Annotated in this window: 25 protein-coding genes; 6 read left to right on the forward strand and 19 right to left on the reverse strand. The window is 48.0% G+C overall.

Annotation, left to right across the window (positions count from 1 at the left end):
* Window positions 1–50 precede the first annotated feature (50 nt).
* The 17 genes from XMD530_RS03770 to leuC form a co-directional block, all read right to left on the reverse strand.
* Window positions 51–998 carry a tRNA-dihydrouridine synthase gene (locus tag XMD530_RS03770; RefSeq protein ID WP_173506758.1) on the reverse strand — a complete coding sequence of 316 codons (948 nt, stop codon included), beginning with the start codon at window positions 996–998 and terminating at the stop codon, window positions 51–53.
* Between the two features lie 12 nt (window positions 999–1,010).
* Window positions 1,011–2,240 carry an O-succinylhomoserine sulfhydrylase gene (locus XMD530_RS03775; RefSeq protein WP_173506759.1) on the reverse strand — a complete coding sequence of 410 codons (1,230 nt, stop codon included), beginning with the start codon at window positions 2,238–2,240 and terminating at the stop codon, window positions 1,011–1,013.
* Window positions 2,241–2,249: 9 nt separating this feature from the next.
* Complete coding sequence (gene purF / locus XMD530_RS03780) at window positions 2,250–3,770, reverse strand: amidophosphoribosyltransferase (RefSeq protein WP_173506760.1); 1,521 nt, start codon at window positions 3,768–3,770, stop codon at window positions 2,250–2,252.
* Between the two features lie 19 nt (window positions 3,771–3,789).
* The gene (locus XMD530_RS03785; RefSeq protein WP_173482434.1) at window positions 3,790–4,311 is read right to left on the reverse strand and encodes a CvpA family protein; all 522 of its coding nucleotides are present in this window, start codon (window positions 4,309–4,311) and stop codon (window positions 3,790–3,792) included.
* 84 nt (window positions 4,312–4,395) lie between these two features.
* On the reverse strand, window positions 4,396–4,986 hold the full coding sequence (locus XMD530_RS03790) for an SPOR domain-containing protein (RefSeq protein WP_217363888.1): 591 nt from the start codon (window positions 4,984–4,986) through the stop codon (window positions 4,396–4,398).
* Window positions 4,968–6,239: a bifunctional tetrahydrofolate synthase/dihydrofolate synthase gene (folC, locus tag XMD530_RS03795; protein ID WP_173506761.1), complete on the reverse strand. Its 1,272-nt coding sequence runs from the start codon at window positions 6,237–6,239 to the stop codon at window positions 4,968–4,970. The genes XMD530_RS03790 and folC overlap by 19 nt, the downstream gene beginning before the upstream one ends.
* A 22-nt stretch (window positions 6,240–6,261) precedes the next feature.
* Entirely contained in the window at window positions 6,262–7,137 is an 876-nt protein-coding gene (gene accD / locus XMD530_RS03800; RefSeq protein ID WP_173495524.1) for an acetyl-CoA carboxylase, carboxyltransferase subunit beta, read from the reverse strand.
* 21 nt (window positions 7,138–7,158) lie between these two features.
* On the reverse strand, window positions 7,159–7,962 hold the full coding sequence (gene trpA, locus XMD530_RS03805) for a tryptophan synthase subunit alpha (protein WP_173484486.1): 804 nt from the start codon (window positions 7,960–7,962) through the stop codon (window positions 7,159–7,161).
* 12 nt (window positions 7,963–7,974) lie between these two features.
* Window positions 7,975–9,189, reverse strand: coding sequence for a tryptophan synthase subunit beta (trpB, locus tag XMD530_RS03810; protein ID WP_173494411.1), 1,215 nt, complete (start codon window positions 9,187–9,189; stop codon window positions 7,975–7,977).
* The gene (locus XMD530_RS03815) at window positions 9,173–9,799 is read right to left on the reverse strand and encodes a phosphoribosylanthranilate isomerase (protein ID WP_371731704.1); all 627 of its coding nucleotides are present in this window, start codon (window positions 9,797–9,799) and stop codon (window positions 9,173–9,175) included. The genes trpB and XMD530_RS03815 overlap by 17 nt, the downstream gene beginning before the upstream one ends.
* A 94-nt stretch (window positions 9,800–9,893) precedes the next feature.
* Entirely contained in the window at window positions 9,894–10,730 is an 837-nt protein-coding gene (gene truA / locus XMD530_RS03820; protein WP_173480837.1) for a tRNA pseudouridine(38-40) synthase TruA, read from the reverse strand.
* Between the two features lie 3 nt (window positions 10,731–10,733).
* The gene (locus tag XMD530_RS03825; protein ID WP_173506762.1) at window positions 10,734–13,382 is read right to left on the reverse strand and encodes a FimV/HubP family polar landmark protein; all 2,649 of its coding nucleotides are present in this window, start codon (window positions 13,380–13,382) and stop codon (window positions 10,734–10,736) included.
* Between the two features lie 108 nt (window positions 13,383–13,490).
* Entirely contained in the window at window positions 13,491–14,456 is a 966-nt protein-coding gene (locus XMD530_RS03830; RefSeq protein ID WP_173506763.1) for an Asd/ArgC dimerization domain-containing protein, read from the reverse strand.
* Between the two features lie 57 nt (window positions 14,457–14,513).
* Complete coding sequence (asd, locus tag XMD530_RS03835; protein WP_173482429.1) at window positions 14,514–15,626, reverse strand: aspartate-semialdehyde dehydrogenase; 1,113 nt, start codon at window positions 15,624–15,626, stop codon at window positions 14,514–14,516.
* 84 nt (window positions 15,627–15,710) lie between these two features.
* The gene (leuB, locus tag XMD530_RS03840; RefSeq protein WP_173480833.1) at window positions 15,711–16,796 is read right to left on the reverse strand and encodes a 3-isopropylmalate dehydrogenase; all 1,086 of its coding nucleotides are present in this window, start codon (window positions 16,794–16,796) and stop codon (window positions 15,711–15,713) included.
* A gap of 135 nt (window positions 16,797–16,931) precedes the next feature.
* On the reverse strand, window positions 16,932–17,579 hold the full coding sequence (leuD, locus tag XMD530_RS03845) for a 3-isopropylmalate dehydratase small subunit (RefSeq protein WP_173482428.1): 648 nt from the start codon (window positions 17,577–17,579) through the stop codon (window positions 16,932–16,934).
* A 20-nt stretch (window positions 17,580–17,599) separates the two neighbouring features.
* Entirely contained in the window at window positions 17,600–19,024 is a 1,425-nt protein-coding gene (gene leuC / locus XMD530_RS03850) for a 3-isopropylmalate dehydratase large subunit (protein ID WP_173506764.1), read from the reverse strand.
* 229 nt (window positions 19,025–19,253) lie between these two features.
* Between leuC and XMD530_RS03855 the strand changes: the two genes are divergently transcribed.
* The 4 genes from XMD530_RS03855 (at window position 19,254) to XMD530_RS03870 (ending at window position 22,296) form a co-directional block, all read left to right on the forward strand.
* Window positions 19,254–19,415, forward strand: a complete 162-nt coding sequence (locus XMD530_RS03855) for a carbon storage regulator (protein ID WP_173480830.1) — start codon at window positions 19,254–19,256, stop codon at window positions 19,413–19,415.
* Between the two features lie 80 nt (window positions 19,416–19,495).
* The gene (locus tag XMD530_RS03860; RefSeq protein ID WP_173506765.1) at window positions 19,496–20,377 is read left to right on the forward strand and encodes a LysR family transcriptional regulator; all 882 of its coding nucleotides are present in this window, start codon (window positions 19,496–19,498) and stop codon (window positions 20,375–20,377) included.
* Between the two features lie 49 nt (window positions 20,378–20,426).
* Complete coding sequence (locus XMD530_RS03865) at window positions 20,427–21,260, forward strand: hypothetical protein (RefSeq protein ID WP_173498941.1); 834 nt, start codon at window positions 20,427–20,429, stop codon at window positions 21,258–21,260.
* A complete protein-coding gene (locus XMD530_RS03870) occupies window positions 21,253–22,296 on the forward strand; it encodes an alpha/beta fold hydrolase (protein WP_173506766.1) in 1,044 nt (347 codons plus the stop codon). Before XMD530_RS03865 ends, XMD530_RS03870 begins: the two co-directional genes overlap by 8 nt.
* Before the next feature lie 24 nt (window positions 22,297–22,320).
* On the opposite strand, the gene XMD530_RS03875 is transcribed toward XMD530_RS03870, so the two are convergent.
* A complete protein-coding gene (locus tag XMD530_RS03875) occupies window positions 22,321–22,863 on the reverse strand; it encodes a GNAT family N-acetyltransferase (protein ID WP_173494407.1) in 543 nt (180 codons plus the stop codon).
* A 159-nt stretch (window positions 22,864–23,022) separates the two neighbouring features.
* Here XMD530_RS03875 and XMD530_RS03880 point away from each other — a divergent pair, with 159 nt between their 5' ends.
* Window positions 23,023–23,238, forward strand: a complete 216-nt coding sequence (locus tag XMD530_RS03880) for a hypothetical protein (protein ID WP_173506767.1) — start codon at window positions 23,023–23,025, stop codon at window positions 23,236–23,238.
* Between the two features lie 5 nt (window positions 23,239–23,243).
* Here XMD530_RS03880 and XMD530_RS03885 read toward each other — a convergent pair whose 3' ends face one another.
* Window positions 23,244–23,621 carry an HAD family hydrolase gene (locus tag XMD530_RS03885; RefSeq protein WP_217364157.1) on the reverse strand — a complete coding sequence of 126 codons (378 nt, stop codon included), beginning with the start codon at window positions 23,619–23,621 and terminating at the stop codon, window positions 23,244–23,246.
* A gap of 159 nt (window positions 23,622–23,780) precedes the next feature.
* On the opposite strand from XMD530_RS03885, the gene XMD530_RS03890 reads away from it, so the two are divergent.
* Entirely contained in the window at window positions 23,781–25,679 is a 1,899-nt protein-coding gene (locus XMD530_RS03890) for a response regulator (RefSeq protein ID WP_173506769.1), read from the forward strand.
* The last annotated feature ends 13 nt before the right edge of the window (window positions 25,680–25,692 follow it).

The following is a 25,692-nucleotide window of genomic DNA, read 5'->3' on the forward strand; positions in this document are numbered from 1 at the left end:
GAATTAGCGCGAAGCGATAAACCGCGATCTGTTATGAAAGCCAAAACTGATTACTGGAGTCGGCTTTTAAGAACATCCCCAATCTTCACAGCATCCCGCTCTGTTCTGAGCTCTTGGAATAGCTCTTTAGCTTGCGGATAGTGCCAGCCCAGCATATTGCACCACTGTTTAATACGACCATGCACGTGTCGCTCTTCGATTAACGAGAAGACATCATTATAAAATTCAAGGATATTCGGCTTAAGCAGCTGCCAACACTCATCCAAATCGGCCGGGTAGCTTCTATCTTTAATCTGAAGCGGTAGCAGTGGGTTAGCAACCCAGCCTCGCCCTATCATGACATCGTCACACCCACTGACCTCTCGGCAACGGTCATAGTCTTCAACGTTCCAGACTTCGCCATTGGCAATCACTGGAATTGAGACTGCATTTCGAATCTTGGCGATCCACTCCCAGTGTGCCGGCGGTTTGTACCCCTCTACCTTCGTGCGGGCATGCACCGTCAAATAGCTTGCACCAGCCGCTTCGATCGCCTGCGCATTATCGATTGCCAATGATTTGTCTTCATACCCTAGGCGCATTTTAGCACTGACTTCGATATGGCTAGGAACCGCATCACGCACCGCTTTAACGGCATCATGAACGATCTTGGGCTCCTTAAGGAGAATCGATCCACCCCTACTCTTATTAACGGTTTTGGCGGGGCATCCGAAGTTCATATCAATCGCAGGCGCGCCCAACTCAAGTGCAATTAAAGCATTGTTGGCCAGGGATACAGGATCAGAACCCAATAACTGAACAACCAGAGGGGTATCGCCGTAACCGCAATAATCCTGTTTCAGTTCTGGGATCAGTTTATGAAAGACTTTAGGGGGAAGCAGCGTGTCGTTAACGCGCACAAACTCGGAGACCATCTGATCGGCGCCGCCCACTCGAGCGATGAGGCGACGCATGCTGTAATCAACAACGCCCTCCATCGGGGCAACAATCAGACGCATAAAAAATCGATTTTAAATGGCGTCTAAGCCACGCTGTAGATCGCGCTTGAGATCATCAACGTTCTCTAGGCCGACAGAGAGACGAATCAAGCTATCTTGAATACCCGCTTCTGCACGAGCTTCAGCTGACATACGTCCGTGAGTCGTCGTTGCAGGGTGAGTAATCGTGCTCTTAACATCACCTAGATTACCGGTTATCGAGATGACTTCAGTTGCATCGATAAACGACCAAGCCGCCTCTTGCTGGCTCAGGGTATCGCTCGCAACTTCAAACCCAAGTACCGCACCAAATCCCGATTGCTGACGAGCAGCCAGTTCATGTTGTGGATGCGAAGCGAGACCTGAGTAGTAGACTCTCGCTACTTTCGGCTGGCTTTCTAGCCACTGTGCAATCTCTAGTGCAGCTTCTGAGTGCGCTCTCATTCGCAGTGGAAGTGTCTCTAAGCCTTTTTGGAAAACCCATGCATTGAATGGACTCAGACAGGAGCCCGCTGTACGGATAAACCCGAACACCTCTTCCATATCAGCATCTGAACCAACCACAACGCCACCGACAACACGACCCTGTCCATCAAGGTGTTTGGTGGCCGAGTGCATGACAATATCCGCGCCGAGCGACAGCGGCTTTTGCAAAGCAGGAGTTAAGAAACAGTTATCCACTACCAACTTTGCGCCCGCAGCATGTGCCACGTCAGCAACGGCCTGTATGTCCGTCACCTCGGCTAGAGGGTTACTGGGCGTCTCTAAGAAGAACATACGGGTTGTTGGACGCACAGCCGATTGCCATGCGTTCAAATCTTTAGGATCAACAAAGGTCGTTTCGATCCCTGCTCGACTCACGTACTTTTCAAACAGTGATACGGTTGAACCAAACACAGAGCGAGAACAGACCACATGATCGCCATGTTTCATTAATGACAAACAGAGACTCATAATGCCCGCCATCCCTGAACTGGTCGCTATGGCGCGCTCCCCACCCTCTAGCGCCGCAATACGACGCTCAAAGGCCTGAACCGTCGGGTTGGTGAAACGTGAGTAGACATTGCCTTCGATGTTGCCGGCAAAGGTATCAGCAGCCTCTTTTGCTGAGCTGTAGACAAAACTAGAGGTTGGGAAGATTGCGTCGGAGTGTTCACCCTCTTCACTACGCCACTGACCCGCTCTAACTGCGAGCGTCTCTACCGCGTAGTGATCATCGCTGAACTGAATCCTTTCAGGTCGTTCGAACTGCTTACTTCCCATGCTTCATCCTTAAAAAGCTTTATGTAGGTTGGTAGACTCGTTTCCTTCGGTCTGTTCATCATCGGCACTCGCCTTAGCACCGTCGTTGCGCTTAGCATCGATGTTATCAAGGTAACTGCTGGTCACTGTTCCAGTGACATACTCGCCATTGAAGACACAGGTATCGAACTGAGTAATGGCAGGGTTAAGTTCTGTGACACAGGCTTTTAGATCATCAAGATCTTGGTAGAGCATCCAATCACAACCGATCTCTTTACCCACCTCTTCCGCAGTACGACCATGTGCAATCAACTCACTGGCACTGGGCATGTCGATACCGAATACGTTGGGGTAACGAACTTCAGGGGCTGCTGAGGCAAAGTAGACTTTACGCGCACCTGCATCACGTGCCATTTCAACAATCTGAGCGGACGTAGTACCACGTACAATAGAGTCATCAACCAGCATAACCACTTTGTCTTTAAACTCAGATTGAATCGGGTTCAGTTTTTGACGAACCGACTTCTTACGCAGAGTCTGCCCAGGCATGATGAAGGTACGGCCGATGTAACGGTTTTTGATAAAGCCTTCGCGGTAGGTCACTTTCAGGCTTTTCGCCATCTCAAGTGCCGCTGTACGGCTGGTATCAGGGATTGGAATGATGACGTCGATATCGTGCTCTGGGAACTCACGGCGCACCTTATCCGCCAATTTCACACCCATCGCCATGCGCGCGTTGTGAACCGGTGTCTCATCAATGATCGAGTCAGGACGAGCTAGGTAGACATACTCAAACAGACAAGGAGCAAGCACGGGTGTTTCAACACACTGCTTGGTAAAGATCTCACCCTGTTGAGTAATGAAGATCGCTTCACCAGGCGCCACATCACGAACCATCTCGAAGCCTGCAGTATCCAGCGCAACACTCTCTGAGGCCACCATGTATTCAACGCCTGCTTCGGTTTCTCGCTTACCGTAAACCAGTGGGCGAATACCAAAAGGATCACGAAAAGCGGCTAGGCCAAGACCGGTGATGATCGCAACAACGGCATAACCACCCTGACAACGCTTATGGACCGTTTCCACTACGTTGAAGATATCTTCAGAGGTTGGGTGTAACTTGCCCAACAATTGAAGCTCATGGGCAAAAACGTTCAATAACACTTCTGAATCAGAGGTGGTATTGATGTGGCGAAGATCAGAACGGAACACCTCATCAGCCAACTGCTCAGAGTTAGTTAGGTTACCGTTGTGTGCCAACGCAATACCGTAAGGTGAGTTGACATAGAATGGCTGAGCTTCTGCTGAGCTTGAGCTACCGGCAGTTGGGTAGCGCACGTGGCCAATACCCATTTCGCCATTCAGTTTTTTCATGTGTCGTGTACGGAAGACTTCGTTGACTAAGCCATTATCCTTACGAAGATAAAAGCGGTTACCTTCACAAGTAACCATACCCGCAGCATCTTGACCACGGTGTTGCAGGACTGTTAACGCATCAAAAATTGTCTGGTTAACATAGGTTTTGGCTACGATGCCAACTATTCCACACATCCGATCTACCTATATCGAACTAATTCACGGCACTGGCGCTGGCTGGATCACTGCTGAGTGTCCAGATTACACCACCTATCTCTTTTGCAGTCTCTTTGGTCCACTCCTCCATCAAAACGAAGTGAGGAATGAGCTGAGAATCTTTCCACCATTGATCCTCAACGGCTGGGGTTAGCCCCAACAGAGCAACAATGACAACAACAACCAGACCGCCACGAACGGCACCAAAGCCCATTCCAAGGATACGATCGGTTGCAGACAAACCAGTAGCACTGATCAAAGCGGTAATCAATTTACCGACAAGAGCACCCACGATCAGTGTTAATACAAATAGAGCGGCAAAGGCTGCCAACATACGGAGGGATGGGGTCTCGATGTAATCAACCAGATAGGCACTCAGACTGGTTGAAAACAGGCGCGCCACTATAAAAGCACTGACCCAAGTGACAAGTGATAGAGCTTCTCGCACGAATCCACGCTTGAGGCTTAATAGACTGGACACGGCAACGATGCCGATAATTAGCCAATCAGTCCAGATCATCTTCTCTATCCAAAGTTAAAAACAGCTGCATTTTATCAGAGTGGATCGGTTTACCCAATGAACTCTTGATCTATTTATCATCGCTTACTGAGTTGTAAAGCGCACAATCATACCATCCAATGAGTACTGCTCTTTGATCGACTCTTTTAGCGACTCTAAACGGGTACGTTGCATTTCTGGCCCGATGTAGACACGAACTAGGTCGTTGGCACGACGGATATAGACCTTGTATCCCGCTTTTGTCAGATCAGCGCGAAGAGACTTAGCATTTCGCTCATCTTTGAAACTTGCTAACTGCAAAGACCAGGCCGCCGGAATTCCGTTCTCATCCAAAGCTGGCATATCTTCTGCCGGCGAGACCTCTTCAGGAGCACGTTGCTTCATCTTTTCGACCACCTCTACTGGCGGTGCTTTGATCACAACGGGCTGAGCCACTGGCGCTGGCTCGTTAATCACCTCGGGTTCGTTGATTGTCTCATCCAAAACAACCGCTGGAGCCGCTTCCATAACGGGCGGCAAGGTCGGTGCAGGAGGAATACGATCCACAATTTTACGCTCTTTATAGCCTGCGGCATCGAAGATCAGCGGAGCGATAGAGAGTGAGATTACCAAGAGCGCTCCCAACCCTAACAATCGACGGCGAATACTTGCCTGAATTAATGCGTCTTGAGCCAACTAAGGGCCTCCGTAACGGTTAGAAAAGAGCCGCAGATCAGAACCTGCTCACTCTCTGAAGTAGAGTTTGATAATTGATCAAGCGCCTCGGATACAGACGCGAAACATTGATGAGGGTTGTTTGCCCCAACCAGATTCACAAGCTCTTCAGCTTGACTGGCGCGCGGTCCTTGTAGTGAAACCAAGTACCACTCATCGGTGATCGGCCTCAGTGCCTCAATCACACCCTGTCGATCTTTATCATTAAGCATACCCAGCACTAGGGTTCGTTTCGACGGCTTAGTCTGTTGCTGCAATCGATCCGCTAAGTACTCAGCCGCTTGCGGATTGTGTGCCACATCAAGAAGACACTCGGTTACACCGATTGTTTCACTCTGCATGCGACCGGTGAGTTGTACACTCTCTAATCCACTAGCGATCGACTCAATGGAAACGTCAGGAGCAATCAACGTCAATACTTGCAGAACAGTTGCAGCATTAATCAGTGGCAAAGGAGGCACTTGCAGATCAAAGTAAGCGATATGCTCACCCTTCAGATCGACACCCGACCAGTTCCAGACCTTCTGAGCGTCATCTAATCGATAATCTTGGTTAAATTGGTAGAGCGGAGCATTCAGTTCAGCCGAGTGTTGAACAATTGATCGAGCTGCCGGTGACATCGCACAGACCGCTGGTTTATTAGGTCGAAAAATACCCGCTTTTTCGCGCGCGATGGACTCGATGTCGTCGCCCAACCAATCAATATGGTCCAACGCAATGGAGGTAATCACAGCGATATCAGCATCGACAATATTAACGGCATCCAATCGCCCGCCGAGCCCAACTTCTAAAATCACATAATCAAGAGCCAGGTCTGAAAAGATGATCAGCGCAGCCAGTGTGCCGTACTCAAAGTAGGTTAAAGAGATCTCTTCTCGAGCTTGATCTATCCGACAAAATGCATCAACAATGACTTCATCAGATGAATCTAATCCGTTGATCTTTATCCGTTCATTGTAGTTTAAAAAATGAGGGGAGCTGTAGACACCGGTGGTAAAATCTGATGCGCGAAGAATAGAATCCAACATCGCGCAGGTTGAACCCTTACCGTTGGTACCCGCTACAGTGATGACTTTACTGCGAGAAAAATCCAGATTTAGGCGATGGGCCACTTCAGCAACACGATCTAAACCCAAATCAATCTCAGACGGATGAGCGGCCTCAATGACTTCGAGCCACTCTTCCAAACTGTTAGTTGAGCTCAATTTGCTCATAACCCAATCGTCTTCTGAGCGCTTAGTCGGCGAGTTGTTGAGCAGGCTGGCCCTGCATTTGACGAAGCATTTTAGCAAGACGGCTACGCATCTCACCGCGCTCAATAATCATATCAACTTGCCCATGCTCTAGAAGGAACTCACTGCGCTGGAACCCTTCAGGAAGTTTTTCACGAACGGTCTGCTCGATAACACGTGGACCTGCAAAGCCAACCAGTGCACGAGGCTCAGCAACGTTCAAATCACCCAGCATAGCAAGGCTGGCAGAGACACCGCCGTAGACAGGGTCAGTTAACACAGAGATGAAAGGGATACCTTTGACTCGCATCTCTTCAAGTACAGCCGATGTACGAGCCATTTGAAAAAGGGAGAATAGCGCTTCTTGCATACGAGCACCGCCTGAAGCAGAGAAGCAGACCAGAGGAATACCCTCAGCCAATGAGACTTCAGCAGCACGTACAAAGCGCTCACCTACAACTGTACCCATTGAACCACCCATGAAACGGAACTCGAAAGCGACCGCAGCAACTGGGTTGCCCTCTAAGGTACCCTTCATCGCAACCAATGCGTCTTTCTCGCCGGTATCGCGCTGAGCAGCCGTTAGACGATCTTTGTATTTCTTAGAGTCTTTGAACTTAAGACGATCGATTGGCTCAATATCAGCTGCAATCTCTTTCGTTGACCCTTCATCAAGGAAGTAGTTCAAACGCTGACGGGCGCCAATACGTAGGTGATGATCACATTTAGGGCAGACATGTAAGGTCTTATCTAACTCTGGCTTGTACAGCACACTTTCACACTTTGGACACTTCTCCCAAAGCCCTTCTGGAATGCTGTTGCGTTTTTTCTCATCATTACGTGCCAGTGACGGTACGATCTTTTCCAACCAGTTACTCATGGTACTCCCTAAATGATCGACTTAAGCGTCGATCGCTTGACGCATTTCTTTAACTATACCTGCAACTGCAGCAGGAATCTTCCCTGGCGTGTTTGCCAGTTCTGCAATTTGATTAACCAGCACGGAACCGACAATGGCACCATCGGATACTTTAGAGACGGCTGCAGCAGACTGACCATCACGGATACCGAAGCCTACACAGATCGGCAGATCTGTATCCTGGCGCATATCGCTGATGTAGGCCCCTACTTCATCTACATTCAATGCTTTTGATCCAGTCACACCTTTAACGGATACATAGTAGAGATAACCACTGCCCTGCTCACAGATCGCCTTACGACGTTTTGGAGAGGTTGTCGGTGCAATGAGGAAGATGATATCAAGTGACTCAGCCTTCATTGCCGCCATTAGGCCAGCAGACTCAACCGGTGGCATATCGACCACTAGCACACCATCGACACCTGCCGCTTTAGCGTTTTTAGAAAAGGTTTCGTAGCCCATCACTTCGATAGGGTTAAGGTAGCCCATTAGAACCACCGGTGTTGTCTGATCCTGTTCACGGAACTGAGCAACCATTGCCAATACATCGGTCAAACTGGTGCCGTGCTCAAGGGCACGCTCACAGGCTAACTGAATCACGGGGCCATCGGCCATTGGATCCGAGAAAGGCACACCCAACTCAATGACATCCGCTCCCGCTTCAACTAGTGCATGCATTAGAGGCACGGTAACGCTTGGGTTTGAATCACCACCGGTTACATAAGGGACAATCGCTTTACGTCCCTCTGCCTTCATGGCAGCAAAGCAGGCTTCAATACGACTCATTTAACTCTCCAATTACATCTCAATGCCGTCGATGCCTGCGACGGTATGTATATCTTTATCACCACGACCCGATAGGTTTACAACAATCACTTGATCTGGACTCATCTCTTTTGCCATCTTCATGGCGTAAGCAACCGCGTGAGAGGATTCAAGTGCTGGCATGATACCTTCAACCTGCGTCAACGTACGGAATGCATCGAGTGCCTCGTCATCATTGATCGCAACGTACTCTGCACGGTTAATATCTTTCAAGTAGCTGTGCTCAGGACCTACACCTGGGTAATCAAGACCGGCCGAGACAGAGTGTGTACCGATAATCTGGCCGTTATCATCTTCCATCAGGTAGGTACGCATTCCATGCAGTACGCCTGGACGACCATCACTTAGCGGTGCTGCGTGTTCACCCGTTTCAAGACCGTGACCACCCGCTTCAACACCGATCATACGAACCGACTCATCTTCAATGAATGGGTGGAACATACCGATGGCGTTCGAGCCACCGCCTACACAAGCCACAACAGCATCCGGTAGACGACCAATCTGATTCATACACTGCTGTTTTGTTTCACGCCCGATGACGCACTGAAAATCACGCACAAGCATTGGATAGGGGTGCGGACCTGCAGCAGTTCCAATGATGTAGAAGGTATTATCGACATTGGTTACCCAATCACGCATCGCTTCGTTCATCGCATCTTTAAGCGTTTTAGTGCCCGAAGTAACTGGAATCACTTCAGCACCCAACAGCTTCATGCGGTAGACGTTTAGCGCTTGTCGGCGAACATCCTCTTCACCCATGTAGACCTTACACTCAAGACCCAGACGAGCAGCAACCGTTGCCGAGGCAACACCGTGCTGACCAGCACCTGTCTCAGCGATAACACGCGGCTTACCCATGAACTTAGCCAGAAGTGCCTGACCAATGGTGTTGTTCACCTTGTGTGCACCGGTATGGTTAAGATCTTCACGTTTCAAGTAGATTTTAGCACCGCCCACTTTTTCTGTGAGGCGCTCAGCAAAATAGAGTGGCGAGGGACGACCCACGTAGTGAGCGAGGTCTTTATCAAACTCCTCTTGGAAGTTTGGGTCGTTAGAGAGTTTTTTGTAAACTTCTTCAAGCTCTTCCAGAGCACCCATTAACGTTTCAGAGACAAATCGACCACCGAATTGGCCAAAGTGTCCATTCTCATCGGGTAGCTGCACCTGTGTATTATCTGTTGTTGGCACGGTAAACCTCGTTCATAAAATCTGTCATTTTATTTGAATCTTTAATCCCTTTAGATGCCTCAACACCCCCACTCACATCAACAGCGTAGGGAGACACCTGAGCGATGGCTTCAGCAACATTCTCTGCCGACAAGCCACCCGCCAAAATAATCTTGGTTGCCAGTTCAGTTGGTATTCTGGACCAGTCGAACATTTCACCAGTACCCCCAGGTATCCCAGGGGTATAAGCATCCAAAAGAATCCCTTGTGAGGATGCGTACGTCTCAAACTGAGCCGTTAGATCTAACTCCGGCTTCATGCGAAGCGCTTTGATGTAAGGTCGAGAGAATCTGGAACAAAACTCAGCACTCTCATCACCGTGAAACTGCAATAGATCAACACCTGCTGTGGCGATAACCTGATTAACGACCTCAGCAGATTCATTCACAAACAGAGCCACACTGGTAACGAACGCAGGCAGCTTGGAAATAATTTCAGCAGCCTGTTCTGGAGTAACAGCTCGCGGACTTTTAGCGTAAAAAACAAAGCCAAGCGCATCACACCCAGCATCAACGGCCGATAGCGCGTCATCTATATTGGTGATACCACAAATTTTTACACGAGTTCGCACAATAGAGGCTCTAAATTAGGTCGTTAAAGACAACTGAGTTGATCACTCAATTTATCGGTTGGAAAGTCTACCAAAACAGAGAGAGTTAGTCAGTCTAATGGCCCAAGAAATATGGCCCTGTACCACCCTTCGGCAGTGCAAACTCTTCAGGGTATTCAACATCACAAAAATAGAGTCCCCAAGGCGGAGCGGTCACCCCACCTTTGCGACGATCTTTGGCCTCTAGCACCTCAGCCGCCCACTCTACCTCAGCCTCTCCAGAACCAATTTTCATTAACACACCGGCAATATTTCGAACCATATGGTGTAAAAAAGCATTGGCTTGAATATCGATCACAATGATCTCACCGCTTTTATAAACCTGCAGATCATGCACCGTACGAACGGGACTGTTCGCCTGACAGGCAACCGCTCGATAAGAGCTGAAATCATGCTCACCGATCAGACAACGACTTGCCGATTGCATTCGCCCAACATCAAGACTCTTGTGAGTCCAAGTAACCCCTCTAGAGAGAATCGCCGGTTTAACAGGTGCCGAGTAGATCAGATAGCGGTAGCGTCTTGCTTGAGCAGAAAAACGGGCGTGAAATTGATCCGACACCGGTTTTGCCCAAAGCACCGCAATGTCATCAGGGAGGTGTCGATTCGTACCCATCACCCAGGCACGATCGATTCGCTGATTGGGTGTATCAAAGTGAACAACTTGATAACAGCCATTCACCCCGGTATCGGTGCGGCCAGCACAGACCAGATGCACATCGTGATTCGCAATCTTTGCTAACGCCTGCTGCAGACGTTCCTGAACCGTGACAACCCCTTCATCTGCCTGAATCTGCCAGCCATGATAGTTTGCACCAGCGTACTCAATCCCAAGGGCGTAACGAAAAAGGGCGACTTCCGTCGCCCCTTTGATGTTTTCAATATCGCTCATTAACTAAGCTTTATCCAATTGATCCAAGAGGTTTGCGACCTCCTGCTGCTGAGCAGAAGAGCCTTTGTCTTTCATACTGACAAGGATATCACGAGCAGCCTCATAATCATCCATTTCAATGTAAGCTCTTGCTAGATCTAATCGGGTTTCGTTTTCATCTGCACCACTGTAGAAGTGGGTATCAAAATCTTCTGACTCTGCGGTGTCATTAATCTCTTCTACCACCTCTAGATCGCCATCAACTTCATCGAAAATCTTTTCGATCTCCCCGTCCAGCGCCCCAGAATCACTCTCTTCTACGACAAATTCCCAATGATCGTCAGACTGTCCGTCAGCTTCAACATCTTGATCCACCTCGATATCAAATGCCTCATCGGGAACGCTGGCATCGCCCATCATTGCCTCTAGAGCGACCAGGTCCTCATCAATGGAGTCAGTGTGCGCTGGTTCATCCGTTGAGTCTGCTTGCGGCATATCAACGCCCGGAATTTGGCTCTCTTGTGGTTCTTCGTCAGATTCTGAATCAAACGGCTCGATAACAAAATCGAGGTCTTGCAGCTCTGCACTCTCCTCTTCTACAGGCTCCACAATCGATTCAACCGAATCGGCATCTGCCAGTGAGGCTTCTAGCTCAGAGTCAAGAAACTCCTCTAAATCATCATCTTCCGGCTGCGACTCATCGGCTTCGTTAACCATCGCCTCTTGCTCTTCAGGTGATGACATAGCTGCATTAGCTCTGGAGAGGAAATCATCAGCGTCAGAACTTGTTTCTGTTTCTGTTTCCAGTTCATTATCATCAATGACCTCAGGCTGAGGTTCAACTGAAGCGAGATCACCTGTATTTGATGATTCATCAACGGATTCATTTGGCGGTGACTCTTCAGCAACCTCATCGCTGATCGCTTCCATCTCAGCTTGGGCCGCCTGCTCACTGGCACGAGCTCGAAGCACCTCATCGATCATCGACTGAATCTCAGCTTCAGCCTTAGCGATACTCTCTGAATCAGAATCAGGCTTTGGATCGATGACTGGCTCAATCGACGTTTCCAAAGCGGGTTCAACAGCTGATGGCTCAACGACAGCCATAGTTGGGGTCGACGATGCTGAAGGTACTAGAGGCGCTTCAGAGATAACCTCATCCTCTTTTGCCGCACTGCTCGCGGGTTCACGATAAGGCGCAGGCTTTCTTGAAGATCGTATTAACAACAGCAGCAACAATAGAAAGGCTACAGCACTGCCACCAACGATTTCAGGATTCATTCGAACATAGTCGATCACAGCAGCGACTGGGTCCTCATTACGCTGTTGAGCTAGCTGCATCTGCTGTTCCAACTGCTGTTGCAGTTGCGCAACCTGTTGATCTTTTAGCTCAATTAGACGCTGCATGGTCTGTAGCTGCTCATCTATAGAGTCCAATTTTGCAGAGAGATCAGCATTGTCACGTTCAACTTTCTCGACACTCTCCTGAGTTACAAGCAGCTGATTTTCCAAGTCTCGATTGAGTGCTTGAAGCTCCTGTTCGCGAGGCGTTGATTCAACGGGCGTAGCAACAGAATCTTGATCTAAAGAGAGAGAAGCTCCCTCCTCTTCAGTTTCAACCACAGAGTTAGAGGGTTCGCTATCAGCTCGGACCTCTACTGAATCTGATACCGTCTGACTAGCCTCAGCTTCTGAACTGCTGGTTGATAGAGGTTGATCTTGTGTCTCGTCAACAGAGACCAACTTCAATTTAGCCTCTGATGGATTAACCACTTCAGAGGTTTGAGCCGAGGGAGCTTCACTCTCTGGTTTAGCAACTGGAGTAACGTCCGCTTTCTCAATAGCTGCAGAAGCGGAGGAACGTCTGCCATTTTTCCAATCTTCATACTGCTTGCGAACTTCGATAGCCGCTTGCCTAACTGATAGCTCATTCGCTTGCGCACTATTGGGCAGCGTGACGACCGTACCGGCTTTAAGAACATTGATATTGTTGGTCGGAAAGCTACTAGGGTTTAGACGCTGAATCGCCAGCATCATCTGGTTGACCGAGACGGATTCATCAGGAAGATTACTTTGAGCCAATGCAAACAGGGTATCATTTACATCGACATAAACCTGATTCGCTGATGAGGTCTCAGTTCTCAGTGTGGTTTGGACAGTTTGCGCCGGGTTCGCTTTTAAAACCTTTTCCGGTTCAGCCTTAAGACCCTCTTTCTGAAGTGAGTCAGTTACTGGAGTGGACGGCACGGATATGGGTGTCGGTTGAGCTGCAGCCTCTACAAACAGAGGAGGATCCAACAACAGGGTGTACTCTCGAACAAGACGACCATTGGGCCAATTCACTTCCATCAAGAAGCTGATAAAGGGCTCACGAACAGGGGTGTCCGAACTAATGACGACTTTAGCACCACCCTGGGCATTGAGCTCAACGTCAAAATCAACCGAACTCAACACGCCAGATCGGCTTAAGCCAGCCAGACTGAAGGCGTCATCATCAGCCAATTTAGGACGAATATCGGATGCTTTTAAATCACGAACTTGTAGCAGTTGAATTTCAGCCTGAAGCGGCTCGTTCAATGCAGATTTTACATTGAGTTCACCTAGGCCTAGGGCATTAGCCTGACTGGCTAACAATGCGGATGAAACGGCAATACTGAGTGCTAAACGACGCACAATAACTTCACTCCACTCTATTAATCCGAAAGGATTAATCTCTCTCTATTGAATGAAGTATTGTTGCTACCCGGTAATGGGTCAAGTTTACCGGGCAGATTTTTTAAATTAGTGCTTAGTTACCAATGTAGCAAGCAGCTCTAAAAGTGCTGAGGCACGGCCGAAACGGTTCTCATCAAACATCAGGGTAGCTTGAATCGTCTGGTACACACGTGCATCGACACGCAGGCGCGATACCAAACACTCAGTCTGCCCAATCATCGATTGAGTAGAGGCGTTGGGGCTGTGACTGAAACGCAACGCATTATCTCGATCAATGAGCGCTACTAGATCAGAGACCGATTGGTCCGCTTGTGTCTCAACCATCAGCATTGCAGAGGTACCGTGGAACATCGGCACTTGAACGGTTGATACCGTTACTTCGGCATCGTCAAACAGTGCATCAGCACCCTCAGCAATACGACGCTCTAACCCTGATTCACCTTGTTCGTCCAATACAAACGGCTGAGCCAATGCATTAAAGGCTAGGGTTGCATCTAAAAACTGCTCTGTCGCTTCACGACCATTAAGCAGTGCGGCTGTTTCACGTGCTAAAGCCTCAGCGCCTTTGCGATCATGAACACTGGCAGGCAAAGTCGCGGCAATGTGCATACGAAGAGGCTCAACTTTAGCGCTAATCGCCTGGCAGAACTTGTAGACTGCTACTAGCACAGGCTCAGCGAGCTGATACCACTCGCCAGACTCCAGACGGTCACGACCCGCGACGGCCAACTGAGACGATTCAGCAGACAGGTTAGAGTAGAGATCGATCAATGTAGCACCCAAGGAAGCGCGCTCCAAAAGATCTGCACTCGCCTCAGGTTGAGCCAGAATAACCACAGACGCTTCAGCAAACGGAGCTTGATCAACGGGACGCACCAGTGTGGAGTGCCCGTTAATCATCAATGAACGACCCGCTTCGCTCTCGTCATCCCATAAAGAGAGCTCAATTTCGCTCGCTAGAGGGTGATCTTCGAAGAGTTCAAAAAACTGGTCGGCTACTAGAGATGAGACACCAACAAAAAATAGTTTCATAGCTTTTCCAAAAAGATCGGCCCGCAAATGAGCGGGCCGTTAATTGATTCGTTACGCTTATTGAGCCAGAAGTATACGAAGCATTCGGCGAAGAGGCTCTGCAGCACCCCAAAGCAACTGATCACCCACACTGAATGCGTTTAGGTACTGTTTGCCCATCTTCATTTTACGAAGACGACCCACAGGGATACTCAATGTACCGGTCACTTTGGTTGGTGATAGCTCTTCCATAGTGATCTGACGATCATTAGGCACCACTTTCACCCAGTCGTTCGCCTCAGCAACCATCTGCTCGATCTCATCCATTGGAAGATCTTTATTCAGTTTGATTGTAAATGCCTGGCTGTGACAGCGCATTGCACCGATACGAACACAGGTACCATCGATAGCAATCGGGTTAGAGTTACGGCCAAGAATCTTGTTTGTTTCAACATAGCCCTTCCACTCTTCCTTAGACTGACCATCGGCAACAGGTACATCGATCCAAGGGATCAACGAGCCCGCAAGCGGCACACCAAAGTTATCAACGGCTAGATCGTTACGCATGGTGCTAACAACCTGACGATCAATATCAAGAATTGCCGATGCAGGGTCATTCAGAAGCGCTTCTGAACCATCGCGAATCTGCCCCATTTGAGTGATCAACTCACGCATATTGCGTGCGCCAGCACCTGATGCAGCCTGATAAGTCATTGAAGAGACCCACTCAACGTGACCCGCTTTAAATAGACCACCTAGACCCATCAACATGAGAGAGACAGTACAGTTACCGCCAACGTAAGTTTTGATCCCTTTCGCTAGACCCTTCTCAATTACATCGCTATTGACTGGATCCAGAACAATGATCGCTTCATCATCCATTCGCAGAGCAGAAGCAGCGTCAATCCAGTAGCCATTCCAGCCAGCAGCACGAAGCTTAGGGTAAACCTCTTTCGTGTAGTCGCCACCTTGGCAGGTAATAATCGCGTCCATCTCTTTTAGCGCATCAATATCAGATGCATCTTTAAGTGGAGCAATCTCTTTACCAATGTCTGGACCAGCAGCACCTACCTGAGAAGTGGTGAAAAATACCGGTTCAACGATCTGATCGAAGTCACGCTCTTCCTGCATACGCTGCATAAGAACGGAACCCACCATACCGCGCCAGCCAACAAAACCTACACGATTCATATTTACCCTCAAAAAACTTTTTCGCTATTCAATAGCTCTATCAAAAAAGGCCGGATCTAACCGGCCTTCTCGGTTAACGTTTGATTATGCGCTTAGCGCAGCAATCACCGCGTCACCCATTTCAGTTGTCGAAACCTTCGTCATGCCTTCAGAGAAGATATCGGCAGTACGCAGGTTTTGATCCAAAACCTTACTTACCGCGGCTTCGATTCGATCCGCAGTTTCGCCCTTATCAAGCGAGTAGCGCAACATCATAGCGGCAGACAGGATGGTTGCCAATGGATTTGCAATGTTTTGACCCGCAATATCCGGAGCAGAACCGTGACAAGGTTCAAACATACCCTGACCCTTCACGTTCATAGACGATGAAGGCAGCATACCGATGGAACCCGTCAGCATTGCAGCAGCATCTGAAAGGATGTCGCCAAACATGTTACCTGTTACCACCACATCGAACTGCTTAGGTGCACGTACTAGCTGCATTGCAGCGTTATCTACGTACATGTGGCTTAGTTCAACTTCAGGGTACTCAGCGCTCAACTCTTCCATCACTTCACGCCAAAGCACCGTCACTTCTAGTACGTTTGCTTTGTCGACAGAGCAGAGTTTCTTACCACGTGCCATTGCCGCTTCAAAAGCGACACGACCGATACGCTTGATCTCATCTTCGTTGTATACGTAAGTGTTGTAACCTTCACGTAGGCCATCTTCAGTGGTGCGAATGCCGCGTGGCTGACCGAAGTAGATACCACCCGTTAGTTCACGAACGATAAGAATATCTAGATCTGAAACCACTTCTGGCTTCAAAGTAGACGCGTGAGCTAACTGTGGGTAAAGAATCGCTGGGCGCAGGTTACCGAACAATCCAAGCTGAGTACGAAGACCTAGAAGCCCCTTCTCTGGGCGAATCTGAAAATCAGGGTTTGTATCCCACTTAGGACCACCCACAGCACCCAAAAGGATGCCTTTGGAGTCATGCGCCTTAGCTAGGGTCTCTTCTGGAAGAGGTACACCTGTCGCATCGATCGCAGCACCACCAACGTGTGCTTCATCAAATTCAAGACCAAGGTTATCTTGATCGTTAACCAGTTCAAGCACACGACGCGCCTGAGCAACAATCTCAGGACCAATGCCATCACCTGGCAAAATCAAAACTTTGTTTTCGTTCATTTTTCTATTCCTTATTTACCGTGTCTGGCTTTCAGCCTGACACGACTCTCTCAGCGTCTTCCAGACTACCGAGCGTAAATTAATAGCGGATGACAGGCTAAAGCCAGTCACCATCAATAGCCGCGAACAAATCAATTATTTAATCGCGTCGAACAACCAAGGCGCTTCGGCACGGCGTTTCGCTTCGTACGCACGGATATCATCAGCATGCTCAAGCGTTAAGCCGATATCATCCAAACCGTTTAGCAGACAGTGCTTGCGGAAGTCATCAACTTCGAAGCTATACTCTTTGCCGTCTGGGCTAACCACTTTCTGATTTTCAAGATCAACCGTTAGGCTCATACCGGGTGCTGCAGCAACGGCTTGGAAAAGCTCTTCCACTTCATCCTCTGTAAGAATGATCGGTAATAGACCATTCTTGAAACAGTTATTGAAGAAGATATCGGCATAGCTTGGTGCAATCACTGCACGGAAACCGTAGTCATCTAATGCCCAAGGAGCGTGCTCGCGGCTAGAACCACAACCAAAGTTGTTGCGTGCTAACAGAATGCTAGAACCAGCGTACTCTGGTTTGTTTAGAACAAAGTCTGGGTTGATAGGACGTCCAGAACAGTCTTGATCTGGCTGACCTTCATCAAGGTAACGAAGTTCATCAAATAGATTAGGACCAAAGCCAGAGCGCTTAATCGATTTAAGGAACTGCTTTGGAATGATCATATCGGTATCAACGTTGACGCGATCAAGCGGAGCAACAACACCGGTGTGAGTCGTAAACTTTTTCATATCTCTATCTCCGCCCTAACTTAAGAGTTCAACTCAAAATCGCGCACATCAACGAAGTGGCCTGTAATCGCAGCAGCCGCCGCCATTGCTGGGCTCACTAGATGGGTACGACCACCGAAGCCCTGACGGCCTTCGAAGTTACGGTTAGAGGTTGATGCACAGTGCTCACCATTACCCAACTTATCTGGGTTCATCGCAAGACACATTGAACAGCCCGGTTCACGCCACTCAAGACCCGCTTCAACAAAGATCTTATCCAAACCTTCCGCTTCTGCCTGCGCTTTTACAAGACCAGAACCAGGAACAACAAGCGCCTGCTTCACTGTGCTTGCAACCTTACGGCCTTTAACAACTGCAGCGGCAGCGCGCATATCTTCGATACGGCTGTTAGTACAAGAACCGATAAAGACACGATCAAGTTTGATATCGGTAATCGCCTGGTCCGCGTTCAAGCCCATGTACTCAAGCGCACGAGTAATAGAGTTCGCTTCATCTGCATCTTTAGCGTTCGCTGGATTTGGCACAGTGCCATCGACAGCAACCACCATCTCTGGCGAGGTACCCCAAGTCACCTGAGGTTTGATATCAGCGGCGTTGATCTCAACGACCTTATCGAACTGAGCATCATCATCAGAGACTAGATTTTTCCAGTTTGCTACAGCCGCTTCCCACTGATCCGCAGTTGGTGAGAATGGACGACCTTTAAAGTACTCAATCGTCTTATCATCAACCGCTACAAGACCTACACGAGCACCCGCTTCGATCGCCATGTTACAGATAGTCATACGACCCTCAACAGAGAGCGAGCGTATTGCAGAACCCCCGAACTCCATCGCAAAACCTGTACCACCGGCCGTACCGATAACACCAATCACGTGAAGTACAACGTCTTTAGCGGTGACACCAACACCAAGATCACCCTCTACTTTAATCAATAGGTTCTTCATCTTCTTAGCGATCAGACACTGAGTCGCAAGAACGTGCTCAACCTCAGAAGTACCAATACCATGCGCTAGCGCACCGAAAGCACCGTGGGTAGAGGTATGCGAGTCACCACAGACAACGGTAGAACCTGGCAGAGTCATACCCTGCTCTGGGCCCACAACGTGAACGATACCCTGACGCTCATCAAGCATCTTGAACTCGACAATGCCGTACTCGTCACAGTTCTCATCCAGTGTTTTTACCTGAATACGAGAAACAGGATCGACAATCTGATCGACGCCACCAGCACGTTCAGTGGTGGGTACGTTGTGATCAGGTGTTGCTAGGTTAGCGTCGATACGCCAAGGTTTACGACCCGCCATACGCAGGCCTTCAAAAGCCTGAGGTGAAGTGACCTCATGAAGAATTTGACGATCGATGTAGATTAATGAACTGCCATCTTCGTTCTGACGCACCAAATGGGCATCCCATAATTTGTCATAGAGTGTTTTACCAGCCATCTCTCTCTCCTGGTTGGTGACCTATCCGTAAGGATTTAAAAGTGGCTAAATTTTATCCACACCTCTTTCAATAGACAAACTCTTATTATTTATAATTTCCATTCCAAATAAGAATAGTTAAATTTTTTGAAAAAAATTAATCTTTTTTTTGTAAAGTTCAAAATATGGTCTACATTTCATTGGTAACACAAAAAACAGATTAACTTTTCCTAAGAAGGGACTCTTATCCATGCTTGTACTTACACGTAACGTCGGCGAAAAATTGATTATTGATGGCAACATTGAAGTAATGGTGGTTGAAGCAGGTGGCGGCAGTGTTCGTCTCGGCATTGAAGCACCAAAAGATGTGCACATTGTTCGCGAAGAGCTACTAGAAGAAGACGAATCCTGAGATAAGTCTTTGATCAAAAAGCACCCTCTGTGGTGCTTTTTTTATGCCTATTTCAACCGCTCTCTTGTAAGCTTAGGCTTATGGATACCTCTACCCTACAGGCTTTTGTTGAAACCGCTCAGCTAGGCAGTTTCTCCCAAGCATCACAGCGACTGTTTATAACTCAATCAGCAGTCAGCAAACGCGTGGCTCAGCTAGAAGAGCAGGTTGGAGCTCGGCTGTTTGATCGAATTGGTCGAACCATAGCATTGACCGATGCCGGTAAAGCACTGCTCCCCCAGGCACGTCGCATTCTGGCGGAGTTAGAAGACGCCAAGCGCGTCGTTGAAAATATAAAGGGTGATATCTCAGGTCGCCTGTCGGTCGCAGCAAGCCACCATATTAGCCTTCACCGACTTCCCAACACACTGCGCACCTTCACCACCCAATTCCCTGACGCAGAGCTAGATCTGCGCTTTTATGAGTCAGAAGTGGCTTATGAGGCGGTATTGCATGGTGACATTGAACTGGCACTGATCACACTCTCGCCAGAGTCAGACCCACGTCTCCACTCAGAAGTATTGTGGTTAGATCGACTCTTTTACTGTGTCTCCAACGACCACCCTATCGCTCAGCATGGCACAACCGATTTTGAAACGTTGAACCAGTATCCAGGTATTCTGCCAGCACCTAATACCTTCACCTCTCTGATTGTGCACGAACAGTTAGCCCAGCGAGGTCTAACACCCAATTTAGGTATCAGCACCAACTACCTTGATACCATTCGTATGATGGTCAGTGTTGGTTTAGGCTGGAGCCTACTTCCAGAGTCGATGATTGATAACAGCCTGCATAAGGTGGTGATCGACAGTGACGCCATTGAACGCCCACTTGGGTTTATCTACCACCGTGACAGAACACTCTCTAATGCGGCGGGTAAACTGCTCAATCTACTAAAAGAGGATGCGCAGAAGGGTTCATAACTGAATCAGGGTGAATTACTATGATTCAAAGAGTAAATAAGGGCTTAGCGTGAACCATCCGCTTCTAGATCAGTTCAATCAATGGCTGCAGCAGTTCGAGCAGACGGGATCTGTTATCGATACCACTCGTTTAAATGAGTGGAACCATCTAATGGATCAGTTCCAAACGCACCCTGAACAACTCTCTAGTAATCATGCCCAGTGGATCAAAACGCTTGCTCAAAACTCCAAAGCGATGATGAGTGTGGTTGAAGCACTGCAGGATCAAGCGACCGACTCCAGCGAGCAACTGAAAAAGCTAAGAGAAGAGTTGCACCAATTCAACGTCCAACTTCTTCTGCAACAGGCGAGTTTGCCACAGCAGATGGCACCGCTCTTGTTCACTCACACCCACTTATCGACCCTGTTTAATGAGGAGCAACTCGCTAAATTTGAGCAGTTAAAATCCTCATTGAACACTCCTCAGTTTGAAAAACTTAACCAACTGATTGAATCCTTTATGCAGTGGCAGCAAGCAGGCCAAACACTGACCGAAGAGATGAATCAGATTACTGAGTTGGCAACGCAGACCTGGCAAGAGCAATTCGATGACTCACTCTCTGCCAAGGATCAGATTGAGCTCTGGGGGAAGATCTACGACAACACCTACCAGGTTCAATTCCAAGAGCCCTCGATGCAGCTAGCTCAAAGCGGGTGGCTGAATGGATGGGCCGATCTAAAACTGGCATGGAAACAACTTCTGACGCAACTTACAGAGCAAGCGGGACTCCCCTCACCTGAGCAACTCGATAGAATGATTGAACAGCTCGATCAACAACGCAGACGCATTCGACAGTTAGAGAAGCGACTCTCTGCCCTTGAATCAGGTGATCACAATGGCTAATCGCTATAACCAAGCCCTGCTCGATTCACAAAAAGAGCTGGCTAAGGCTATGGCGGTACTCAGTGAACTCCCCCCTTTGGAGGATAGCTCACTGAAAGCCGAGGTGGTGTTAACCCTCGATAAGATGAGACTGCTGCACTTTAAACAGTCTGGACGACGCAGACAGCCGCCGCTGATTATCTGTTACGCGCTGGTTAATCGACCCACTATTCTCGATTTAGCCCCCGACCGTTCACTGGTTCAAGATTTACGAGCCAAAGGGCGTGATATCTATCTGATCGATTGGGGTTATCCCGATCTGTGTGATCGACATATTGGACTTGATGACTACATTGGCGACTATCTAGATAGCGTCGTGCAGTGCGTTATAGAGCGTTCCGGTTTTGAACAGATTGACCTAATGGGCATATGCCAGGGTGGCGTATTCTCTCTCGCTTATGCGAGTTTAAAACCAGAGCGTGTTCGTAAACTGGTCACTTTGGTCACACCCGTGGATACTGATGTCGAGGGGTTTACGCTTAGCGAAATGGTCCGAGAGACGAACATTGAACAGCTGGTCAAATCCTATGGAAACCTTCCGGGTCAGTTTCTCAATCAGATCTACGCTGCGCTTAAACCACTGCAACTGGGTGTCGTAAAAGAGATGGGCCTGAGCCGCTCGATTCAAGACCCGACAAGCGCCGAGCTATTCTTGCGAATGGAGCAGTGGATCAATGACAGTCCTGATCTAGCAGGCCGGGCCACTATAGAGTTTGCAGAGACATTTTTTAAAGGGAATGGACTGATTCAAGGATCATTCTATGTCGACTCCAAAGCCGTTAAGCTAACGTCCATTCGCTCCCCCATATTGAATATCTTTGGGACTAAAGACCACTTGGTACCACCTGCCTCAAGCCAAGCGTTACAAACAGCCATTACCCCCAACACCCCCTACCAAGAGTTGGCTCTCCCTGCCGGCCACATCGGCGCCTTCATCAGTGATCGCTGTCGTTCCCAAGTGATTGATGCCATCGAGACGCACTTGAGCCAAAAATAGCAAAAGCACTCATTTTTTCGTAAATCACCAAATACCAGGATTGCAAAAAGGTTCAACACACTGTGGTTTGTTGGTAGACCTTGGCAGAGCTTTGCCATCCAATGATAAAGCCAACCACCCCTGCGGCATGGAAAGCATGTATGGAGCCGGAAGCTGTTTCTCACTGATCGATTGAAACCCCAGTTTGGAGTAAAAATTGGGGTCGCCATAAGTAACCAGAAATGGGTAAGACGCCTCCTTCAACTGCTCGATTGCAAATCTGATTAGATTTTGACCCACCCCCTTACCTTGAGCCTCAGGAATTACAGCCATCGGTGAGAGAAGTAAGCCATGTATTTGATCGGTGTAGATAAACTTCGAGAATAGCACTGCCCCAAGAAGCTGATCATCCTCAAGAGCCATAAAGCACAGGACATCTTCTTCTGGCAGGGTAAATAGATCAGTAACCAGCTCACGAATTAATGCGCCTTCACCCTCACCCTCACCTTCGGATGCGGAAAACGTTGTTAAAAACAGACCCGGAATGTCAGCAGCATCCGACTTAACTCTTTTGATGAAATCCATCATTTGTGACCTACCTTTTTTCTAACATGGTGAGAATATTAGAAGCATTCACTTACAACAAGCCAACGCTAAACGGTACATGACTAATGTGACATATTGAACTTGTTTCAAACTCTGATCGTACATCACAGTGATTTAAAACCCTCACTTAGGAGTACTAAGTTGAACCCAGCCCCTCACGAACTGGATATGCTGATAACCAGTATCTTTGTTTTTGCACTGGTTTTGTTCATGGTGTTTGTTGTTTTGAAAGACCTTGTCCTTCCAAGCAAAATGAACAGATTTGGTGTCTTTTTAACAGTAGGCGTTCTACTAACAGCACCTGCGGTTTTCGTTGCGAAAAATATTTACGTGGTTTTCGCTTCATTTAACCTGTAAGGCATTTATCGACCTGCAAAGAACGCACTGTGAAGGTGGATAAAACTCGAGTAACGATGATCTGAAAGATGTAGGTAGTCGGGTTCGCCTTCACAATTTACCAAACAGGTAGACATGTTCGCGTTGCGTCCAGCCTCTAGATCGTATTTGTAATCACCCACCATCATGATGGACGGGTTAGGCAGAGAAAAATTCTTCTCAACTTCGTGTTGGTGGATAATCGCTTCGGCGTCAGCCCTCTCTGGCAATGAAAGTGTTTCAACAAAACTCAACACATCTACATCAGCTGGACACCCGATATCCAAACGAATTTGATTGAAATCCAGTGTGGATGTCACAAGCGTTCCATCAAGGTCAAAAACAATACCGCGTATATGATTCAATTTAAGAGTCCTCAATTTATGATTTGCTTACGTAAATGTTCAGAACAGTGATCAATTCTCAAAGGCCAATAGTGTTAAATACTCCTCAACATTTCCAAAGCTGGCCTATTTTTTGCATTTGTTTATTGATGTTTCCTAATTCCCTACTAGAGTCAATAGATGCGAAACCGACACTTGATAAACCGTCTGATTGAACTGTCAAAAACAGCAGATCATCACGATATTCTGAGTAAGATCACACAGGCTTTCAGCGAAGCCTATTCACCCTCTCTGGTTTTTGTAGGTGTGTTAGTTGATAGCCACGCTGAGCTGATTGAAGGCCATGCCGCTTTTCGTGGGGAGGAGCCTTCTGAACCCTGGGTGTACTGCATGACCGATCAACCCTGTGCACTGGTTTATAAAGGGAAAAAGGTCTCTATACCCTGTGATGTCCAGAAAGACTTCATCAAAAAAGAGGGTTCAGGATTAGAGAGCTTTCTTGGCTTACCGATCAACCACCCCACTGCGGGTACCCTAGCTCACTTTGCCGTCTATGACAGTCAACCCAATCACTTTGATGACATCAAAGAGGAGACCCTCTGCCTCCTTCAAACGCTCATTGAGCGGGAATACTGGCGAATTCATGCGTTGCGTGCAGAACGTGTCGTTGACCTATTCAGCGACCTAGAAATCGGCATTCACCGCACCGAGACTGCAACCGGAAAAATTGTTGAGATAAACCCTTATCTGTCAGAAAAAACAGGGATTAAGATTAATGCTCAACAGGCTGTGCCAATCTGGGAAATGGATCTACTCAGCTCAGAGAACCAGATCAAGAATAGGGTTTTTGACCAAAACTTGTCTCATGAGTCCCTGTATAAGCTAGATGATGATCGTGAGTTCCCTGTTGAAGTGAGAACGATTTGTAACCCAGCGGACAGTCTAATGAATGAACATTGGGTAAGCGTGGTACTGGATCAAACAGAGCGATTAGCCAGAGAGAAAGAGCTCAGACTTGCGTTAGAACAACTCAAAGCTAAACAGGAACAACAAAAACAGTTTTTCGCAGTGGTTGGACATGAATTGCGTACCCCTATTGCATCGATCAACATGCTACTTAAAGATGAATCGATACCCCGCGAAGAGATCGATACCTATTTAAAATCGACTGCCAGCAACTTACTCGATGTTTTAGAAGATCTTCGCTTTATTGGCGAACCAGAAAAACGAGTAGTTCAATTTAAAACAGCAACTCCGGAATCCATTATTCAAGGTGTTTGCGGATCGCTTCATGGACTTCTGCTTCAACGCCAACAGCAATTGACTCTCAGCTTACAAGAGAGCGGTCAATTTGTACTGCCTGTACAAGCCATTCGACAAATCTGCACAAACCTAATCAAGAATGCATCGATTCACAGCGGGGGTCACCAGATTGCTGTCTCTCTGACACATGCAAGCGATCAAAACCTGTTGCAAATCGTTGTTGAAGATGACGGCGTAGGCATCCCTAAAGAAGCATTAGAGGATCTATTAAAGCCATTTAATCGAGGCAAAACAGACGCGGACGGTACAGGACTTGGGTTGTACATCGTAAAAGAGATTGCCAATGCTATTGAGGCTAAATTGGACTACAGCACTTCAGAACTAGGGGGTGCAAAATTCATACTGGAATTTGCCGTTAATGAACCTGAGATTAAAAATTCATCGCAGATAAGAGATTCAATCAACTTTTCAGACATGCGAATTCTGATAGCAGAGGATAATAAGACGCTTCAGCTACTGACCCAAAAGATGTTAAGTAAAGTTGGTGCACATGTAGAGGTTGCTGATAACGGTCGTGATGCGTTGCAGCTTGTAAAAAGAGATAGTTTTGATCTGGTGATTACGGATCTGAACATGCCAGAAATGAATGGCTTAGAACTGATCGAGCAACTCACGAAACAAGATTTCAAAGGGACGATTTTGGGATGCACGGCAGCGATTACGGGTAATGAGACAGAGCAGATGATAATTAAAGGCGCCAAAGAGGTTATCCCCAAGCCGATCTCATTGGATCAGATAGAACAGGCACTTAAGTAACAAAAAGAGAGCA

Origin of the sequence: Marinobacterium sp. xm-d-530, from assembly GCF_013283365.1 — a bacterium.
Taxonomy (GTDB): domain Bacteria; phylum Pseudomonadota; class Gammaproteobacteria; order Pseudomonadales; family Balneatricaceae; genus Marinobacterium_E.

What these genes read in the sequence shown, in the direction of transcription:
- XMD530_RS03770 (WP_173506758.1), bottom strand. Translation starts at nt 998, where the DNA reads ATGCGTCTGATTGTTGCCCCGATGGAGGGCGTTGTTGATTACAGCATG.
- XMD530_RS03775 (WP_173506759.1), bottom strand. Translation starts at nt 2,240, where the DNA reads ATGGGAAGTAAGCAGTTCGAACGACCTGAAAGGATTCAGTTCAGCGAT.
- purF (WP_173506760.1), bottom strand. Translation starts at nt 3,770, where the DNA reads ATGTGTGGAATAGTTGGCATCGTAGCCAAAACCTATGTTAACCAGACA.
- XMD530_RS03785 (WP_173482434.1), bottom strand. Translation starts at nt 4,311, where the DNA reads ATGATCTGGACTGATTGGCTAATTATCGGCATCGTTGCCGTGTCCAGT.
- folC (WP_173506761.1), bottom strand. Translation starts at nt 6,239, where the DNA reads ATGAGCAAATTGAGCTCAACTAACAGTTTGGAAGAGTGGCTCGAAGTC.
- accD (WP_173495524.1), bottom strand. Translation starts at nt 7,137, where the DNA reads ATGAGTAACTGGTTGGAAAAGATCGTACCGTCACTGGCACGTAATGAT.
- trpA (WP_173484486.1), bottom strand. Translation starts at nt 7,962, where the DNA reads ATGAGTCGTATTGAAGCCTGCTTTGCTGCCATGAAGGCAGAGGGACGT.
- truA (WP_173480837.1), bottom strand. Translation starts at nt 10,730, where the DNA reads ATGAGCGATATTGAAAACATCAAAGGGGCGACGGAAGTCGCCCTTTTT.
- XMD530_RS03830 (WP_173506763.1), bottom strand. Translation starts at nt 14,456, where the DNA reads ATGAAACTATTTTTTGTTGGTGTCTCATCTCTAGTAGCCGACCAGTTT.
- asd (WP_173482429.1), bottom strand. Translation starts at nt 15,626, where the DNA reads ATGAATCGTGTAGGTTTTGTTGGCTGGCGCGGTATGGTGGGTTCCGTT.
- leuB (WP_173480833.1), bottom strand. Translation starts at nt 16,796, where the DNA reads ATGAACGAAAACAAAGTTTTGATTTTGCCAGGTGATGGCATTGGTCCT.
- leuD (WP_173482428.1), bottom strand. Translation starts at nt 17,579, where the DNA reads ATGAAAAAGTTTACGACTCACACCGGTGTTGTTGCTCCGCTTGATCGC.
- leuC (WP_173506764.1), bottom strand. Translation starts at nt 19,024, where the DNA reads ATGGCTGGTAAAACACTCTATGACAAATTATGGGATGCCCATTTGGTG.
- XMD530_RS03855 (WP_173480830.1), top strand. Translation starts at nt 19,254, where the DNA reads ATGCTTGTACTTACACGTAACGTCGGCGAAAAATTGATTATTGATGGC.
- XMD530_RS03860 (WP_173506765.1), top strand. Translation starts at nt 19,496, where the DNA reads ATGGATACCTCTACCCTACAGGCTTTTGTTGAAACCGCTCAGCTAGGC.
- XMD530_RS03870 (WP_173506766.1), top strand. Translation starts at nt 21,253, where the DNA reads ATGGCTAATCGCTATAACCAAGCCCTGCTCGATTCACAAAAAGAGCTG.
- XMD530_RS03875 (WP_173494407.1), bottom strand. Translation starts at nt 22,863, where the DNA reads ATGATGGATTTCATCAAAAGAGTTAAGTCGGATGCTGCTGACATTCCG.
- XMD530_RS03890 (WP_173506769.1), top strand. Translation starts at nt 23,781, where the DNA reads ATGCGAAACCGACACTTGATAAACCGTCTGATTGAACTGTCAAAAACA.